This is a genomic window from Lysinibacillus sp. RU7 (assembly GCF_057837305.1).
Genome location: NZ_JBYQFK010000006.1, coordinates 118,646 through 137,295, shown reverse-complemented (window position 1 = coordinate 137,295; position 18,650 = coordinate 118,646). Strand labels below are relative to the sequence as shown.

The following is an 18,650-nucleotide window of genomic DNA, read 5'->3' as shown; positions in this document are numbered from 1 at the left end:
TTCGACCAGCTCTGATGGTCGAATGCTTTTCATTTAAACAAGCCCATGTTGAAAGGCATAGACGACCGCCTGTGTACGGTCTTGTACGTCAAGCTTTGATAAAATATTACTCACATGTGTTTTCACCGTTTTGATCCCGATGAATAGTTCATCGGCAATGTGTTGATTCGTTTTCCCTTGGGCGAGCAGGAGCAATACTTCCATTTCACGCTCTGTTAACTCATCATGCAGTGCCGTCGTATTCGGGCGGCGCAAGCGTTGCATCATTTTCGCTGTCACTTCTGGCTCTAATACTGATTCCCCGTTGACGGTACGACGAATTGCATCGGCAATTTGCTTTGCATTCGATGTTTTTAGTAAATAACTGACCGCACCTGCTTCTAGCGCTGGATACACTTTGTCATCATCTAAAAAACTCGTGACCATCATAATTTTCGCTTCGGGCCACTGTTTTAAAATGTCCGTTGCCGCCTCTACCCCGGTCTTGTTCGGCATCACATTATCAAGGAGCACGATATCTGGGCGTAACGCGAGCGCCTTTTCGACTGCTTCAACACCATCTGCTGCTTCCCCGACCACTTCCATATCCGCCTGTGCTGAAAGATAGGCGACGACGCCAATGCGCACCATTTCATGATCATCTGCCACGACAATTCTAATCATCTACCAAAACCCCCTTCGCAATTTGAACTTCAATCTTTGTCCCCTGCCCCACAACCGATGTCACCGTACATACCCCACCGATTTCCGTTGCGCGTTCGACGATATTTTTCAGGCCGTATGAACCGAGCTTTTCATTTTGCATGTCAAAGCCTACCCCGTTATCTTGAATACGCAAAATGTACATTTTTTCTCTTTCCATTAATAATAGCTCCACATCGGTTGCTTTTGCGTGTCGCAGTGTATTCGATAATGCCTCTTGTGCAATGCGGAACAAATGGTCTTCCTGCGCTTTCGTTAACGGCACATCAGCTAGCTCATAATGTAGTTCCATATTAGCCTTTTGCTGCAATTCTTCGATTAGCTCTCGTAACCCTTGGGCTAACGTCTTATTTTGTAAAGCAATCGGGCGTAAATGTAAAAGTAGTGCCCGCATTTCGAGCTGCGCTTGCTGGACGATTTTTTCAATTTGCACTAAAATCGCGGCATCTTCATTATTTTCGGTGACGCTGGATAATAGCATGGATGCGGCAAATAATTGCTGGGAGACCGAATCATGTAATTCCCTTGCTAGCCGTTGTCGCTCTTCAACTAAAAGCTGCCGGACAATCGTTTCATCGGCTTCTACCTTTTCATTGGTAATCCGGTGTAACGTTTTGCGCTGCTGGTCGATGAGCTCCGCTACTTCTGTTAACGACTTACGTGTCGCGCGCGTTGATAATATCGGCTCCTTGTACCGTTCAATATCGAGTAATCGCTTGATCTGTCTACTCGTTTGAAAATCCTTCGATACAATAATAAACGTCATCCACAGTGAAATCAGAAAACTCGCAAGCAGAATACCGAGCACAATCATGGCGATATGTGGTAGCCCATTCGTATAAAGTGACTCTTCTATGAGCGGTCGCCAATTTTTTTCACTCGGCTGACCGTATAACAAGAGAAGCGCCCCATACACAAAAACACCTAACAAAATCATGAGCAATAGTGTACGAAAGCAAAAGCCAATTATTTTTGCCATATTTCCACCTCGCCCAGTCCATTTGATACGTGAATCATACATGTTCGTCTTGCCCCTTGATCGAGCAACACGTGTTTTTTTGCGTCCATCACGTGCCCATTGATGAGCACTTTTCCAAATCCTTGATTGACCACAATGGTACACTCCACATCATAGGGCACGAAAATCGTCGTTTTGCCAATGCCTTGAAAAACAGAGATAAACGTCGGCTCTAATGGTAAAATCGTGTTCGTTGCATCGATGGTGATGTTGCCAAATAGACGGGTCACCGCTTGTTGCTGCCAAGCATATGGCTTTTCTGGCGTCATATACGGACCTGCGATGTACAACTCTTTTCGGTGCCGTGTATACAGCCAATAAATGACCGCTACTGGTACGAGCCACCTCACTGTCACCATTGACAACAACGCCAATAGGAAAAAGATCAGTGCGGCGACAGCGTACATTTTTTCCCCTTTCCGCACACTTAATCGATAAAGAGCAAAGGCAAACAATAAGAACCATACCCCACCGTTATGAAAAAGAAATAGTTCAATAAAAATAATGAGTCCAATAATAATTAGTATTGTATTTTTCATTTGTTGCCCACCTCCTCATTTATTTTACAACGAAAAGTGTAGACAAAGTCGATGTTTGACTTTATCTACACTTATTTTTAGGTAAATATTAAAAACAATACCATCTGTAGACGATCTACTATTGCTTTTGCTCCAGTGCGGCTAAACGTCGCTCGAAAGTTGTCACTTCATAGTTATGATTTACTTTATATGCGAGACGGTCAATATAATCAGCGGCATCGTCAAATTTACCGGTATGCATATCCGCTTGCTTGGACGAAACTTCTTGCATACGATAGTTCGCATGCGCGACATTTTCCTTGCTCATTAATTGTAATTGGCGCACTTTCATATCTTGTAGACGGTGCTTCATTTGTTCAAATTGTTGCTCCAGCTTCGTATGCTCTGCAGCTGCTTCCTCGTAGCTTTGTTGTAGCAATGCTTTTCGGCTTGCATACGCTTGCACCTCTGTTTGTGTAAAGTCGATTAAATCTTGCTCCCCTGCTGCTTCCGCTAATGCTACTTGCTCCGTACGTTTTGCAAGTTTCCCCTCTACTTCTCGTAATTCAGCAGCAATTTTTTCTTTCAACTCGTACTGACGTGTCACGAGTTTCCCTACTTTTTCTGTTTCCTTCTCTGCCTGACGAACATATTGGTTCAGCATCCCAATTGGATTTTTGCGCTCCGCCGAATCAAATAAATCATGTAACATAGCCTCTACTGTTGTACTTAAACGTTGTAATACATTCATGTGTATTCGCTCCTTATTATTTCGTTAATTTACTCCACTCGACTTCAAAGTTGTCGAATGGGTCTTGCTCTTTTAATTTGACGTTACCGTCCTTTAATACTTTATATGTGTAGTAACCGACTACAGGTGCCGCTAATAATACAAGGAATGGCACACTCCCAATCGCAAACATGACACCCGCCGCGACAATCGCGATATTGAGCAGCTTCATGACGAGCGACTGACTGCGTTGATAGCCCCAAACCCCAAAGATGGCGATTGCTGAACCAAGTAAAAATCCTCCGATCATGGGTCCTAAAATCGCTACTAACATAATGACGACAAAACCAACTGCCGTGTATTTTAAAAAGTTCTTCATCTGTTGCGCTCCTTTCGTTTTGTTACACTTATCGTACTTGGAATCGCGATTTCCTTTAACCGTCCACGAATGGATTTTCCTCTCCGTCTAGAGGCGGATATGCAATCCTCCCCCAGTACTGGAAAATTTTATTTCCATATAATGCATGAGAACGGAAATAGAATCATACATACTAATACCGCCTTTTGACTCACCAATATGTTACTTGTAGGTATTTTTTCGTTCTGAGTAAATGAATAGCATTTTTCTGAAACTTTTTCTCAAAAACGACGTATATATTTATAAAGAGCTGGGTATACAAGTAAATGGATAAACTTTTACATACACAGTTTATTTACAAAAAAAACACTTGCAAAACATATATCTTACCAGTAAGATAAAAGTATAATAATTATCTTATTCGTAAGCTATTTCAAAAATCAAACAATCGAAAGCGAGGAATTTCATTATGTCAGTAACAATTTATACACAATCTAGCTGTTCCTCATCACGAAAAGCTTTAAAATGGTTAAATGAAAATAATATTGCTTACACTGAAAAACGTATTACATCACAGCCACTTACTCTAGCTGAATTTAAAAATATTTTAAGTATGACGGAAGACGGAACAGATGAAATCATTGCGACAAACTCCAATGATTTTAAAAATTTACAAGTCGATATTGATCAATTATCCATTCAGGAGTTGTTCAATTTAATTCAACAGCATCCTCGTATGCTACGTAGCCCTATTCTATTGGATGAAAAACGCATCCAAGTTGGCTATAATGAAATGGACATTCGTCGTTTCATTCCACGTAAAGTACGTGCGTTTGAACTAAATGCCTTACAACAATTAGCGGTTGAGTAAATTCATCCGCTTTCCTTTTTTACATAAATTTGCGAAAGACTGTGTTGGAGTTGAACAAAATGGACCAGAAAAGAAAAGAAAGCCTAGCTGCTCTGTTCGAATCAGTGTCTGCCCTTGAACGTAAAGTCGCGAATGAATGGAATAACCACAATGAACTTGGTTTTTCTAAATCTCATATTTTAATTCTTGAATATTTGGCAAGCGAAGGGCCAAAACGTCCCTCGGCTATTGCTGATCGTTTGAAGGTAACAACTGGCGGCGTGACAGTGCTTACGACAAAACTATTAAAATCTGGTTTTATTGAGAAAACACAAAGCGAAAATGATCGCCGCGCTGCCCAAATCTCCATTACAGCACAGGGACTTCATGTATTGGAGCAATCTCGAAAACAAATTGACACACTCATTAACCATTTGTTCGGTATGCTAACCGAAGAAGAAATCGAGACACTGCGTACGATTTTTAGTAAATGTGTGCATGACAGTTAAAAATCCACGAGAATCTATTATTCTCGTGGATTTTTTTGAGTTTTAGTGTGGGGTTGGGGATTGGTTTTGACCGGATACGGGTGGCTTTTGACCGGATAGCCTGAAGTTTTGCTCGGATACCGGCGCCTTTTGACCGCTTACGCATTCGTTTTGCCCACTCGGCTACTTTTTGACCGGATAGCTCGGCTTTTTGCTCGGATACAGACGGCTTTGGCTCGGATACCGGCAGCTTTTGACCGCTTGCACAAATATTTTGCCCCCTCTCCCTCCAGGAACCAAAAAAAGCATAACGCCATGATTGACGTTATGCTAAAGATTAAGCTGTTACAACAGCCTCTAATTTTTGATCTGCTAATAAAATTTCTTTTAGTCTTGCTTTTGCACGGAATAAACGCGATTTCACCGTACCAACCGATACTTTCATAATCGTTGAAATTTCCGCTAATGAATATTGATCTACATAGAAATACCATAATGTTTTTTGATAAATGCCATCTAACTGACGCATTTTTTCTTGTACGATTTGCGTAATTTCCGTTTTGACGATTTGTTCCTCTGTTGAAACGTCATTATTGGGAACCAAATCTAAAATCGGCACGTCTAATGTTTCAGGTTGACTCATCATGTATTTGCTACGGCGCACATTTTTGCGATAGCGGTCGCGGAAAGTATTCATTGTAATCGTTGTCAGCCAAGCTTTTACATGGTCCACTTCTGTCAAGTTATCCTCATAGCGGACAACTTTTACCCACACTTCTTGCATTAAATCCTCTGCTTCTGAAGTGTTGCGTGTTAATTTTAAACATAAATGATAAATATATCGATGAAATTCATTATAAATTAAAGTTAGTTTTTCATTCATAAAGATCGCCTCCATATAGCGTTCGTTTTGTTAAGTTTATTTTCGCAGAATTATTTCTTACACTCTATCGGATTTGCTTTCATTTACCTTACAATGATGTAAGGTGAAGTGAAATCTTTTGTAATATAGTGATTCATGTGATAAAGGTCCTCAACATTTTAGCCCAACCAGTCCATATGGTATACTATTTCTATTATCGAATTATTGAAGGAGGCTCATAAATGAGTCATTTAGCCAATTTAGATGCTTATTTTGCAGAAAATCGTGACAAACACTTAACAGAACTAAACGATTTTTTACGAATCCAAAGTATTTCTTCCCTATCCGAACACAAACAACAGATGCAAGTGGCCGCTTCCTGGTTAGCTGCTGCGATGAAACGTGTCAAATTGGAAAACATCTCAATCGATGAAACAGGTGGTCATCCTGTCGTGTATGGTGACTGGCTCCATGCACCAGGTAAACCGACTATCCTATTTTACGGGCACTACGATGTGCAACCGGTGGATCCATTACATCTGTGGGAAACGCCGCCGTTTGAACCACAAGTGCGTGACAACAAATTATTCGCGCGCGGTGCTTCCGATGATAAAGGGCAAGTATTTATGCATTTAAAAACAATCGAAGCCTTATTTGCGTTAGATGGCACACTGCCGGTAAACGTGAAATTCATCATTGAGGGTGAGGAAGAAATCGGCAGTCCGAACTTACCGCCTTATGTAGAAAAAAATAAAGAAAAGCTTGCGGCGGATTTAATTTTAATTTCAGATACGGGGCTTTATGCACCAGGTAAGCCAGCTGTTTGCTACGGGCTACGCGGTTTAACGGGGATTCAAATCGATGTACGCGGAGCAAAGGGCGATCTACACTCAGGCCTTTATGGTGGCGGCGTACAAAATGCGATTCATGCATTAGCTGACATTTTAGCGTCATTCCGCGATGAGCACGGTACGATTCAAGTAGAGGGCTTCTATGACAAAGTCCTCCCGTTATCACAAGACGAGCGCCAAGCTTACCGCGATCTGAACTTCGACGAAGAGGCATTAAAAGAAGAAGTTGGCGTGAACGAATTATTTGGTGAAGCGGGCTACTCTTATTTGGAGCAAATATGGGCACGTCCGACGTTAGAAGTAAACGGTGTATTCGGTGGCTTCTCTGGTGAAGGCATTAAAACGGTTCTTCCTGCTGAAGCAGGCGCGAAAATTACATGCCGCCTTGTACCAAATCAAGACCCAGATGAAATTGTTGCCCTACTAAAAGCACATGTGGAGAAGCATAAGCCTGCTGGTGTGGATATTACGATTTCAGAATTTGATAAAGGGGCGCCGTTCATCACGCCGTTTGACCACCCTGTGATCCAAGCAGCAGGTCGTTCGTATGAGCGTGTGTATGACGTACCCACTGCTTATATACGTGGCGGGGGCTCGATTCCGATTGTAGCAGCATTTGACCAAATTCTTGACTTACCTGTCGTACTAATGGGCTTCGGTTTATCAAGCGAAAACTTCCATGCGCCAAACGAACACTTCCATCTCGAAAACTTCGATAAAGGACTTCGTGTATTAGGTGACTATTTATATGAAGTCGCGACACTGAAACTGTAGAAACTTCCCACTAACACCTGCGCCCTCTAAGCGTGCAGGTTTTTCTATTTTCTCACTACATATCACTAGGAAAAAACAATTTTTCATAAAATCTACACTAAAATACCCCCTAAACATATACCCTAATTTTTGGATAAATAGTATAATTAATATATATAAATGATTTATGTAGACTAGTAATTTTCTCCTAATAGAGAGTAGGTGACAAAATGAGTATAAAATATAAACCCGTTCCACATGTAGAATCACATTACGACCAACTATTTGCTGATGGGCATTATCACAGGGCCATTGACGTCATGTGCACCTTTCTAGAAGAATTTGAGCAGCATAACAATCCATATGGCGCCATGATTGCCCATATTAATATTGCTTCTTGCTACTATTGTTTAGGACAAATGGAAAATGCCTTTCAAAGTACACTTCAGTACAAACAGTTATGCGATGAGTACGGTAGTCCGCATGAACACTATAATTTATGCCACATTTACGCCTTGATCTATGAATATGAGCAACATTACGATAAAGCAAAAAAAGCAATGGAAGAATGTATTCACCTCGCACAAATGCTGAACTTGCCTTACGAATTAAGTAAAAGCTATCGCATGATGAGTAATTTCCATCTCGTAACAGAACATTATGAAGAAGCACTTACGATGGCACAAGAAGCGCTAGCAATCGCGAAAACGCATTGCGCAGAAGATGTGCACTTACATTGCCAAATTTACTGTAGTCTTGCTATGACCTATGTGCATCTGGAGTGCTTTACTAATGTAGCACAAATACTGGAGTTACTCTCACATAACCCTTTTATTCAAAGTAATCAGCGTGAGCGCAGTTATTATTTATATACGAAAGGGTTACTTGCCTTAAAGCAAGGACGACTTACCGAGGCAATTACCTATTTATCAGAAGCAGAAATTATCGCATTATCTACGAATAACCATGTGTTGCTCAAACGGATTTATTTTTATCATGCGCAAGCGTATGAACAACAGCAGTGCTTCAAAAATGCCTATGAGTATATGAAAAAACACGCTGACATGCTAAAACAAGTATACAAAGGGCGGCTGTTTTCAAAGGTGAGGGAGCTGGACATCGAGCATAGCATTTCGACAATGGAACGGCGAGCAAATATAGACCCCCTATCCGGGGTATACACGCGCCACTATTTAGAGTCCACCTGTGATCATTGGCTAACGGAAGCACGAGAAACAAGCGATCACATTTGTTGCCTTGTGTTTGATGTAGATAACTTCAAATCGATTAATGATTATTACGGACATCTCGTCGGGGATGAAGTGATTGCGGCTGTCGGACAACAGTGTCGAAAGATTGTCCAGGAAGAACAAACATTGATTGGGCGCTACGGTGGAGATGAGTTCGTGATTTTACTGAAAAACTTTTCCCAGCAGCAAATAGCCAATAAAGTAAATGACATATTCAACGCACTTACAAATATGACGGTTTCAGGTGAAGGATACAAAGTGCAGTTTACGATTAGTATGGGCGTCGTCTGTAACTCAAGCATCATTGCCCGTAAATTTAAGCAGTTGTTTCGGATCGCTGACCAAGCACTTTATATGGCGAAAAGCCAAGGAAAAAATCAAGTTGTCTCCCTGTCTCATATGAACCATCCTTACGCATAAGGGTGGTTTTTTTGTGTTGGGGGTTTTTACGCGACTTCCCCCATTAAAACCAAAAACCCTCAAAGCACATTCGCTTCAAGGGTTTTCATTTCTTATAAAGCACGCAAGATTAATCCGACTGCTGAGTAAATAATAACTGTGGCAAATAAAACCACCATATGGAACAGCGAATACGTAAACATCTTATTAGCCCACGTTTTCCCTTCCATCTTGTGGTAGCCAACAAAGCTTAACCATAACCACGCACCGCCAAGCACAAACGACACGATTGTCAGTCCGAGACTAAGCGGATAGAATAACAAGCTTGTTAGCATGACTAATACTAAATACACATTCGTTTGAATGTATGTGCGGCGTTCGCCTTTGACAACCGGTAACATCGGGATATTGGCTGCGGCATAATCCTCACGCTTTCGAATCGCAATCGCGTAAAAATGCGGCATTTGCCAAATGACCATAATGATAAATAAGGCCCAGCATGCTGGATGCCAAATATCTGGTGCCACTGCGGCCCAACCGATTAATGGCGGCATCGCACCGGAAATACTACCGACTTCTGTATTCCAAATCGTCCGACGCTTTGTCCACATTGTATACGGCACAACATAGAAAAACACACCAAGAAACCCCAATAATGCGGCTAACGGTGTTGTAAAATAAAGTAAAACAATCCCTACAATTAATAAAATCACTGCAGCAATTAATACTGTTTTTACACTCAATGCCCCTGTTACAGTTGGCCGAACTTTCGTGCGCGGCATAACAGCGTCAATATCGCGGTCATACACATTATTAAACGAACCTGCCGCTGCAATAACGGCGGCTGTACCAGCTAAAGCGAACACAACTTTCCAAATATTATCGATAAAACTAAGTTCATAAGTATATAATGCGAGCATTAAGCCAGCGACCATCGGGACTAAATTAGACTTAATAATCCCCGTCTTGACTGCCTGTGCCCATAATTTTGAATATGATTGATTCACCATTTTGTCTCTATTAAATGCTCCCTCATATAATCACTTCATATAATTATACCCTAACCTATGTCTAACTTCCATTATGCTAGAGCTTTTTCTCACAAAAGACACAAGTTGTGGAGAAAGAGACGGTATTTCGCTAATACCAATAGCCTTTAGAGGACGATGAACGGCCTACCCACTTCATAAATGGGACACCTTCATATTTATATACGACTTGCCGTTTAATATGCGGCGGAAAAAAATAATCGAGTTGTTCTTCCGTCATATCCAGTATTTTCTCGTAACATGTCTCGCACAATAAACAATTCACATTATAAGAATGGACGAATTGATGTTGCTTCCGGCTGACGATATCGATTAAATCAAAACATACATCACATTGCTCAATCCCATAAATCTGCATACGAGCACCTCTTTTTGCTCGTATTATTCCCGAATTTATTGCACAAACACGTGTCTTCTTATAAATTTTAAGAGCGGGATAAAATTAATAAAAAAAATAACAACATGTAATATTTCATTTACGATGTGCATATATATTATAAGTTTGCTCATTCCCGTAAATCATAAAAAATCAAATTGCTAGCCAATTATTTCCCCCACGATGATTAGCTATGCAAAAACTGGTCTAACCATAAGAATAGCAAATGTAAAAATTGGTCCAACCATAGGATGGATAAATGTAAAAATTCAAAAAGCAAAGTGCTGCCATTAAGAGGATAATAAACAGATTAAATAGATTCTTCCTAGTATAATCCTCTTTCTCTTTAATATCGTATTACATCCATCGTGTATCACTATCATTTCATGTATAGTAGTATTGGCAATTGAAAGGAAGAATCAATAGAGAAAATGAGAAATCTTACAATTCAACATTCTTTATACCCCATTTCACCAATAGAACTCAAGGAATTTGAAGTACTTTATACAACATGGGAGGACGTACTCACGCCTCTTACTGTCAAAGTTCATAATCGTGATAATGCACTTGCAGCTGTATTAAACTGTTGGGTATTTATTCGGCATTACCCATTTATCACCATACCAGATATGGAACAACACTTTATGCACCGATGTGACTATTACTTTGCAACATTGCTAAACAATTCAGCGGAAATAGCTGAGATGACACAGACATGGAAAGAGGATGCGGATCGTTTATTTATCTTTAGCTACTACTTAGCACTCTATTTTATGCGTTGGGTTGATTTTGTTTTAGTAGAAGAAAATGCAGAAATCGCTGCCGCTATTTTTAAACTTGGTCAAAAGCGAGATTATTATTTGCGCGCTACCGAAGACCTATCTCCTGTCAGCAGAAAAGCCATTTACCTTAAACAATGCCTTACAACATCTTTGCTTACACGAGACAATGCTCGCTTTCAACGTAGTGAGCAAATTATCAAGCAGTCCATTCATCAAACAAACAGCTTGGTGACGCAGAGAGAAGTCGTATATTGTTAGAAGTTCAGGACAGACGAAAAGCTGAATGGCCGTTGCCATTCAGCTTTTTTTGTTGTAGGTACCAGCGTAGTACCATCTTTGTACCGCCTTTGTACCGGGTACGTACCACCTTCGTACCGGGTACTACGCTGATTCAGCTTTTTTTGTTATGCATGCTGCACCTTCAATGTATGCTTCAACACTTTCCCCGATGCATTTCGTGGAAGCATATCCATGAATTCAATTTCAGTTGGTACTTTATACTTTGCTAAATTTTTCGCACAGTACGCCAGAATCGCATCGGCATCTAGGGTCTGCCCTTCTTTTAACACCACATAAGCCTTCGGAACCTCACCGTACACTTCATGAGGTACACCGACGACAGCGGTTTCTAAAATTTCCGGGATTTGATATAACACATCCTCAATTTCAATCGGATACACATTCTCCCCACCACGGATCATCATATCTTTTTTACGATCGACAATATATAAATAGCCTTCCTCATCAAAGCGCCCTAAATCGCCAGAATACAGCCACCCATTCTTGAGCGTACGAGCCGTTTCTTCAGGGTTCTTTAAATAGCCAATCATCACTTGTGGACCCTTGACTATAATCTCTCCAACAGCACCTGTCGGTAAAGGCTCCCCGTGTTCATCGACAACTTGCACTTCTGTCCGTACGAGCGGCCGACCGACAGAGCCGATTTTTTCCAATGCCTGTTCATCTAGTAATGAGGAAGCAGCAGGTGTATTTTCGGTTTGACCATATAAATTTTGTACACGCACTTGCGGGAACGCCTCTTTTAACTGGCGTAATATTTCATATGGCATCGGTGCTGCACCATAACAAAACAATCGTAATTTTGGAAATGCCAATGTTCTTGTATCCGGGCGACTTAACAAAATCGTATACATGGCCGGTACGCCGAAGAAAATCGTCGCCTCTGTTTCAACTAATTGCTGCAATGTCTTTTCTGGTGAAAAAGCCTCTTCAATGATCACAGTACCACCCGCATAAATTGTCGGTACGGCAAATACATGACTGCCTGCACAATGGAATAACGGTGTACAAATGAACATTCGATCTTGTTCGGTCATTTCCATAGACTCCGCCCAAATTTTTGCCGTTTCATATACATTGCGTTGCGACAGCATTACTCCTTTTGCCTTCCCTGTCGTACCTGATGTATACATGACAACCGCCATTTCATCTGGGTCGACTTCAACAGAGGTAAAGGTATCGTCAAGTGAAGTATCTTCTGTAATTTTTTGTAAAGTCTCTTCACTACTAATGACTTCTTCAAAAACATGTCCTGTCGCCCGCACATTCTCCTCCAGTACTTGATCGCAAATAAGTACCTTTGCTTCAGAATGATTCAAAATATATTGCACTTCAGGAACCGCCAGCTTTGTATTGATCGGCATAGCCGCCATCCCTAGCAGTTGTACGCCAAAATAGCTCACTAAAAACTGATTGGAATTATGCATATAAATTGCCGCGATATCGCCTTTTTTATAGCCCTTTTGCTGTAAATATGCGGCTACATGTTCTGCTTGCTTATACAACTCCTGATACGTTAATGTTTCCCCTTTAAATTGTGCTACGATACGGTCTGCTTTTGATGTGGCATACTGCTTCAACATATTTGTGATGAACAAATTGAACACCCTTCCCCTCAAGAAAATTAGTCAAAAAACAGTGGTAAATCGGAAGCTTTCAATGGAAACTGTGGATTGCGTTTTTCCATAAATGATTGAATCCCTTCGTGTGCATCCTTTTGGCGAGAGGCCCAATATAAAAATTTCGATTCTGCCGCATGTGAGGAAAACGGATGCGGTGCATTCACCATCGTCCACAGCAACTCTCTCGTAAATGCATTCGATGTGGCGGCTGTATAGCGTATGATTTCCGCTGCAATTTCTTGTGCTTTTTGCAACGGGTCGTCCACTTCGTATTGGAATAAGCCTGCCGCTACCCCCTCTGCCGTTGAAATATAGCGGCCTGAATACATCCATTCCAATGCTTTTCCAAGCCCAACATGTTTCGTTAAAAACCACCCTGAACATGCTTCTGGTCCAATCCCTCTTCTGGCAAACACAAACCCTACTTTCGCATCCTTTTTCACAATTCGAATATCCATTGGGAGCGTCATCGTAAGGCCAATCCCAACAGCTGCACCATTGATCGCCGCTATAATCGGTTTATTGAGCTCGTATATTTTTAGGCTTACCTTTCCACCAATATCGCGGAATTGTTCTGCTGTCACCTCGACTTTAAAGGGATTCTCACTCGCGGATAAATCCATGCCTGCACAAAAGGCACGCCCTTTACCCGTGACGATGATGACACGTACTTGGTCATTCTCCTTTGCCTCATCAAATAACTGCTCTAATTCTTCACTCATTTTGTACGTATAGCTGTTTAATGCTTCTGGTCGATTCAACGTAACCGTTAAAATGCCTTGTTCCAGCGTCGTTTCAATTGTTTCAAACATGTTCATCCCCACCTATAATATCTCCTTCTTTTTTAACGAACCGCATTAACACTTCAAGTAATACTAAGAAAAATCCGAGTGGCACTAAAAAATAAATAGGCCAAATCGGGACTAACTTTCCTGCCACCGGAATGGCCATGCCGATATTCAATCCTGATAAAGCAAACTGAAAACCGTAATACGTTAATAACGCAAATACAACTGTATCAATGACTAGCAATAAATAATGGTGGACAATTCGAAACTTTTGCGGTGCTTTCGAGACTAATTCTGTTAATCGAGGCAAGATGCCGACCCAATACGTATAACCAAGTGCCGGAAATACAACTAATGGCATGAGGAAGTTTTCCGTAATTTCATATACACCTGGAACGGGTATGCCAAAAACATTGCGCATAAAAACATCTGCTGTGATAAGCAGCATCATGGTAAGAACACCAAAGCAACTAATGTACTTACACACTTCTCTACCTATGTGGGTCGTCTTATAAAGTCCCTTCATGTTATACCTCCCTTAATGCATTCGACTCGGTAACCATGTGACAAGCTGAGGGAATAAAATAAGTATGGCAATGATGATAATGGAGCTAATAACGGCAAATACAGTCGATACTCTAAACAATCGTTCAATGGAAATGCCCGTCACACTTCCCACTACATATACACTTAAACCGACAGGAGGTGTTAACATCCCAATCGTACAAACGATTGTGAGTGCAATACCGAACCATAATGGATCTGTCTGAATCACGTCTAAAATGGGTGTTAAGATTGGCACAGTCATTAAAATGACGGCTACACTTTCGATAAACATAAAGAGGATAAAGTAGAAAATCATAATTAAAACCAAAATCAGCACGGGCTGATCGATAATCGGTTGCAGTAAGTCAATAATTTTACGTGGTACTAGCGATAATGAAATGAATCGACCAAACAAAGAAGCGCCGACTACAATGAACATCGCCATGACCGTAATTTTCACTGTTTCGACTAATGCGGTATTCAGAAAAGCCCAATTTACCTTTCTCAGTAATAAGGCCATCACAAAAGCGAGGGAAGCACCAACCGCACCCGCTTCCGTTGGTGAAAAAATCCCTAAATAAATTCCACCAAAGATGGCTACGCCCATACTTGTGCCAAGTAACGCCACAATGACATACCGAGAAACCGGTACAGCCTCTTCAAATTGCTCCTGCTCCTGATTAGTGGCACTCATTTCCTTTTGATAAATCTTCAAATACACAAGCGTAATCAGTGAAAAAATGAGCATGAGTAAAATACCTGGTATTAAAGCAGCTGTAAAAAGTTGCCCAATTGAAATTTGAGCGACTACCCCGTATAAAATTAAAATAACACTCGGTGGAATGATAGCTGAGAGCGACCCTGCACAAGCAGCAATTGTTCCCGCTAATTCAGGAGAATAGCCGCGTTTCCTTAGCTCAGGTACAGCAATTTGTGCAAGGGCAGCAGATGTCGCCGTTCCGGAACCCGATACGCCCCCTAATAATCCTCCTAGAAAAATCGTCATCATGCCAAGGGGACCTGGTTTTCCTCTCGATAATCGGTAAAGTAGCCCATATAAATCTTTGACAATACCAGATTGGATAATAAATTGCGCCATTAAAATGTACATTGGAATCGTTGTTAAGGAATAGACAGCCACCCGGTTAAACGGTTCATTTTGCAGAAAGCCTTTTAACAAATCCATGCCACCGATTAAGTAAATCCCGACGATCCCTACCACAAACATTAACGAGCTAATATAATGTCCGACGAGCAATAAATAAATGAAGAGCACAAAACATATTAGAATGACGATATTTTCCATCACTATCACCTCCATGGAAGGAAGGGGATGTCCAGCAAGTAAAAACTTTCAGCACACGCCCTTCCATCCTGCATCATGATCCCTTAAGACATAGTGCTCCTACGGTGGTTCCGCCAGACGACCTGTGTTGAGCCATTATAAATCCATAATCTCTTGTGGAAGTGTTGCACCTGCTTTTACTAGTTCATCTCTCCAAAGTAACGCCATTTCTTTTCCTGCATGACCTTGCGCTTCTAAATTGCTAATCCACTGTGTCCAAGAATTCACAATCGCTTCTTCGATTAATGATTTCACTTCTGGGTTTACATTATTAAATTCGATAATTGTTCCACCTTTTGCAATATTAGAGTCAATATTTTGTTGTGTTTCGCTCTTCGTTAATGTCGCACCACCAGCTGCTGCTTCCAATGCGCGCTTTTGGAAGATTTCTTGTACTTCTGGCGTTAGCTTATTCCACGTAGATTCTGTCATCGCTGTATGCCCTACAAAATGGCCGAAGTTCGCCCCTGTAATTGTGTATTTAATGACTTCGTCTAAGCCAAATGCAATCCAGTCCGGTGCATTGTAAAGTATACCGTCTAATGCATTACGACTTAGTGCATCATAAGCATCTGAAATCGGGAGTGATTGGCCTGTAATGCCTAATTCCTTTGATAAAATTTCATGTACACGTGATGCAGTACGAATGCGAATCGATTGCGTGAAATCGCTTACACTTTCAAAGTTAGTTTTCGTCGTAGAGAATACATACGGCTCTGTCGGTGGGTTAGCAAATGCGACTAACCCTTTATCGCCAAACTCTAGCTCATAATACGTTTTGCCGTCTTTAATTGCACGATCACTGCTCATGACATTCGCAAATGCCTTCTGTGCAATTTCTGCATCAGAAGAAAGGAGCGGTAACATTACCGCTTCTGTATACGGGAAGCGTGCTGGGTCATATGGAGGCATAAGTGTTAAGGCGATATCGATTTGACCTGATAATAATGCATCATACTCGTTACCCAGCTCTACTAATTCCCCTGCATTAAATACATCAAATGTAATTTGATTGTTTGTATCTGCTGCTACCGCATCCGTTAATGGCTTAAACATACCCCGGTACCAAAAATGCTTATCTGGTACCCCTGAGGATGCACGGAATTTTAATTTTTCCTGCGTTGTTGTAGCGGCATTATTATCGCCCGATACTGGTTCCATATTTTCTGTAGATTCATTTGTTGTACCTCCACATGCGACTAATACAAGCATTAAAAGTGATACACCCAGCAAAATGAAAAACTTTTTCATTGTATTCCCCCCCGGTATGTTTTCTATTTCAGAATTTTCAGAATATATTTGACGAATAAGTCCGTAATCTCATCGTACGCGAGACGCCCACGTGACCTTACCCACTGTTGTACCCAATTTAAACCACCTAATATAAATTGCCTTGAAATGATCGGCTCTTGTACCGTAAATTCACCACTCCCCACGCCTCTTTCAATAATTTCATCAAATAAGCCTGCATAATGTCTTCGCAACTGTAAAACAGGCTCCAAATACTCTGCCTTGTATGCTTTCTGAGGCTCAATGATGAGGTTGAAGCTTTCCTTTTCATGAAGAGCATAGTGCATGTGGATTTGAATCATTTTGGTTAACGTCTCTTCCGCTGATTCCGTACTTTCAGCCTGTAAGCACTGCTCATGTTCTTTCACGGCCTTGCTTAATACGAAGTTATGACATTGAAAGATTAAGTCATCTTTATTTTTAAAATAATAGTAAAGAGACCCTTTTGTCATAAGTAATCCCGCTGCAATTTCTTCCATGGTCGTTCCTTCATAGCCCTTTTTATTGACAATAGCTAATGCAGATTTTAAAATCTCTTCCCTTTTCTTCTGAGCTCTTTTTTCACTTATTCGCATGACTACACCTCTAATCCAGCAATTTCTTCGCAATAATTCCTTTCATGACCTCAGTTGTACCAGCATAAATGGATGTCACTGGCATATCACGGTATCTCCTTGCAATCTCGTATTCTTCCATATAGCCATATCCTCCATGTAGCTGTAGACACTCTGCTGCCACTCTTTTCGCCATTTCGCTAATCCACCATTTGGCCATGGACACTTCTTTCACAATTTCTTCTTTTTGTATATGTTTTTGCACTAGCTGATTAATATAACTACGCCCTAGCTCAATTTCCGTTGCCATTTCGGCTATTTTAAAGCGTGTATTTTGGAAGTCTGCAATTCGACTGCCAAATGCTTGCCGTTCTTTGACATATTGGATCGTTAGCTTCAGTATTTCTTCTGCTTCTACCATCACTTGTAACGCAACAAGCAGCCGCTCTTGCTGGAGCTTGTCCATTAAGTAATAAAACCCTTTCCCCTCTTGTCCTATGAGATTGCTGACTGGTACTTTGGCATCTTCAAAGATTAGCTCGGCTGTATCACCGCTATGCATCCCGATTTTTTCGAGTTGCTTTCCTCGTTTAAACCCCGGTGTATCCGCTTCTACAACAAGTAAACTAATTCCCCTATACGCCGGCTTCGCATCTGGGTCTGTCTTACAAACAACAACTATAAAATCCGCTTTCCCCCCATTTGTAATGAAGGTTTTCGAGCCATTTAAAATATAGTAATCGCCCTGTCGTTTTGCGACCGTTTTTACACCTGCCAAGTCTGATCCCGCACCTGGCTCTGTCATCGCAATCGCGCTAATCAATTGCCCCGCTACACTTTTCGGTAACCACTTCTCTTTTTGTTCCGCTGTGCCATAATCCGCGATGTAAGGACAGACAATATCTGCATGTAGCGAAATGCCACTCGATACCCCAACGCCAACTTTCTCTAGCTCCTCTGTTAAAATAGCGGAATAACTGAAATCTACACCTAAACCGCCGTACGCTTCCTCTACCCATGGCATTAAAAAACCGTGTTCTCCAAGTTTCTCCCAGAAAGCACGGGGAATATCTCGCTGTTCCTCCCACTCTTTAAAATAAGGAAACGCCTCTTTCTCTAGCATTTTTCGGAGCGCCTTTCGAAACTCTCGTTGCTCTGTATTCATATCAAATAACTCCATCTGTCACTCTCCCTTTTAACAGTACATTTTCCGTAGAAA

20 protein-coding genes are annotated in these 18,650 nt (G+C 41.2%); 5 read left to right on the top strand and 15 right to left on the bottom strand.

The annotated features are described in order from the left end of the window. Window positions 1-33: 33 nt before the first annotated feature. The 5 genes from AC3II9_RS06490 to AC3II9_RS06470 all read right to left on the bottom strand — a co-directional run bounded on the left by AC3II9_RS06490 (window position 34) and on the right by AC3II9_RS06470 (window position 3,347). Window positions 34-663: a response regulator gene (locus AC3II9_RS06490; protein WP_489154171.1), complete on the bottom strand. Its 630-nt coding sequence runs from the start codon at window positions 661-663 to the stop codon at window positions 34-36. After that, the gene (locus tag AC3II9_RS06485; RefSeq protein WP_489154169.1) at window positions 656-1,681 is read right to left on the bottom strand and encodes a sensor histidine kinase; all 1,026 of its coding nucleotides are present in this window, start codon (window positions 1,679-1,681) and stop codon (window positions 656-658) included. Before AC3II9_RS06485 ends, AC3II9_RS06490 begins: the two co-directional genes overlap by 8 nt. Continuing rightward, on the bottom strand, window positions 1,669-2,259 hold the full coding sequence (locus tag AC3II9_RS06480) for a LiaF domain-containing protein (protein WP_489154167.1): 591 nt from the start codon (window positions 2,257-2,259) through the stop codon (window positions 1,669-1,671). The genes AC3II9_RS06485 and AC3II9_RS06480 overlap by 13 nt, the downstream gene beginning before the upstream one ends. 118 nt (window positions 2,260-2,377) lie before the next feature. After that, the gene (locus tag AC3II9_RS06475; protein WP_489154165.1) at window positions 2,378-2,989 is read right to left on the bottom strand and encodes a PspA/IM30 family protein; all 612 of its coding nucleotides are present in this window, start codon (window positions 2,987-2,989) and stop codon (window positions 2,378-2,380) included. Between the two features lie 16 nt (window positions 2,990-3,005). Continuing rightward, window positions 3,006-3,347, bottom strand: coding sequence for a lmo0954 family membrane protein (locus tag AC3II9_RS06470; RefSeq protein WP_489154163.1), 342 nt, complete (start codon window positions 3,345-3,347; stop codon window positions 3,006-3,008). A 448-nt stretch (window positions 3,348-3,795) separates the two neighbouring features. On the opposite strand from AC3II9_RS06470, the gene spx reads away from it, so the two are divergent. Continuing rightward, complete coding sequence (gene spx, locus AC3II9_RS06465) at window positions 3,796-4,197, top strand: transcriptional regulator Spx (protein ID WP_391368078.1); 402 nt, start codon at window positions 3,796-3,798, stop codon at window positions 4,195-4,197. Window positions 4,198-4,256: 59 nt separating this feature from the next. Beyond that, window positions 4,257-4,685 carry a MarR family winged helix-turn-helix transcriptional regulator gene (locus AC3II9_RS06460; RefSeq protein WP_489154162.1) on the top strand — a complete coding sequence of 143 codons (429 nt, stop codon included), beginning with the start codon at window positions 4,257-4,259 and terminating at the stop codon, window positions 4,683-4,685. A 316-nt stretch (window positions 4,686-5,001) separates the two neighbouring features. Here the strand turns inward: AC3II9_RS06460 and AC3II9_RS06455 are convergent, their stop codons facing one another. Next, entirely contained in the window at window positions 5,002-5,547 is a 546-nt protein-coding gene (locus AC3II9_RS06455) for an RNA polymerase sigma factor (protein WP_489154160.1), read from the bottom strand. A gap of 221 nt (window positions 5,548-5,768) precedes the next feature. On the opposite strand from AC3II9_RS06455, the gene AC3II9_RS06450 reads away from it, so the two are divergent. After that, entirely contained in the window at window positions 5,769-7,151 is a 1,383-nt protein-coding gene (locus AC3II9_RS06450; RefSeq protein WP_489154159.1) for a dipeptidase, read from the top strand. Between the two features lie 209 nt (window positions 7,152-7,360). Beyond that, the gene (locus AC3II9_RS06445; RefSeq protein ID WP_489154157.1) at window positions 7,361-8,800 is read left to right on the top strand and encodes a tetratricopeptide repeat-containing diguanylate cyclase; all 1,440 of its coding nucleotides are present in this window, start codon (window positions 7,361-7,363) and stop codon (window positions 8,798-8,800) included. A 92-nt stretch (window positions 8,801-8,892) separates the two neighbouring features. Here the strand turns inward: AC3II9_RS06445 and cyoE are convergent, their stop codons facing one another. Then, window positions 8,893-9,789 carry a heme o synthase gene (gene cyoE, locus AC3II9_RS06440; protein WP_391368091.1) on the bottom strand — a complete coding sequence of 299 codons (897 nt, stop codon included), beginning with the start codon at window positions 9,787-9,789 and terminating at the stop codon, window positions 8,893-8,895. Between the two features lie 130 nt (window positions 9,790-9,919). Further along, window positions 9,920-10,186: a hypothetical protein gene (locus AC3II9_RS06435; protein ID WP_391368094.1), complete on the bottom strand. Its 267-nt coding sequence runs from the start codon at window positions 10,184-10,186 to the stop codon at window positions 9,920-9,922. 449 nt (window positions 10,187-10,635) lie between these two features. On the opposite strand from AC3II9_RS06435, the gene AC3II9_RS06430 reads away from it, so the two are divergent. Continuing rightward, window positions 10,636-11,244 (top strand): hypothetical protein, encoded by a 609-nt coding sequence (locus AC3II9_RS06430; protein WP_489154155.1) that lies wholly within the window; start codon window positions 10,636-10,638, stop codon window positions 11,242-11,244. Between the two features lie 146 nt (window positions 11,245-11,390). Here the strand turns inward: AC3II9_RS06430 and menE are convergent, their stop codons facing one another. From menE to AC3II9_RS06395, 7 genes are all read right to left on the bottom strand, one after another. After that, entirely contained in the window at window positions 11,391-12,884 is a 1,494-nt protein-coding gene (menE, locus tag AC3II9_RS06425) for an o-succinylbenzoate--CoA ligase (protein WP_489154153.1), read from the bottom strand. Between the two features lie 26 nt (window positions 12,885-12,910). Further along, complete coding sequence (locus AC3II9_RS06420; RefSeq protein ID WP_489154150.1) at window positions 12,911-13,720, bottom strand: enoyl-CoA hydratase-related protein; 810 nt, start codon at window positions 13,718-13,720, stop codon at window positions 12,911-12,913. Beyond that, window positions 13,713-14,147, bottom strand: coding sequence for a TRAP transporter small permease (locus AC3II9_RS06415; protein ID WP_489154148.1), 435 nt, complete (start codon window positions 14,145-14,147; stop codon window positions 13,713-13,715). The genes AC3II9_RS06420 and AC3II9_RS06415 overlap by 8 nt, the downstream gene beginning before the upstream one ends. A gap of 87 nt (window positions 14,148-14,234) precedes the next feature. Continuing rightward, the gene (locus AC3II9_RS06410; protein WP_489154146.1) at window positions 14,235-15,548 is read right to left on the bottom strand and encodes a TRAP transporter large permease; all 1,314 of its coding nucleotides are present in this window, start codon (window positions 15,546-15,548) and stop codon (window positions 14,235-14,237) included. A 135-nt stretch (window positions 15,549-15,683) separates the two neighbouring features. Continuing rightward, a complete protein-coding gene (locus AC3II9_RS06405; RefSeq protein ID WP_489154145.1) occupies window positions 15,684-16,838 on the bottom strand; it encodes a TRAP transporter substrate-binding protein in 1,155 nt (384 codons plus the stop codon). Between the two features lie 23 nt (window positions 16,839-16,861). Then, on the bottom strand, window positions 16,862-17,452 hold the full coding sequence (locus AC3II9_RS06400; RefSeq protein WP_489154143.1) for a TetR/AcrR family transcriptional regulator: 591 nt from the start codon (window positions 17,450-17,452) through the stop codon (window positions 16,862-16,864). A gap of 10 nt (window positions 17,453-17,462) precedes the next feature. Next, window positions 17,463-18,611: an acyl-CoA dehydrogenase family protein gene (locus AC3II9_RS06395; RefSeq protein ID WP_489154141.1), complete on the bottom strand. Its 1,149-nt coding sequence runs from the start codon at window positions 18,609-18,611 to the stop codon at window positions 17,463-17,465. Window positions 18,612-18,650: the final 39 nt, after the last annotated feature.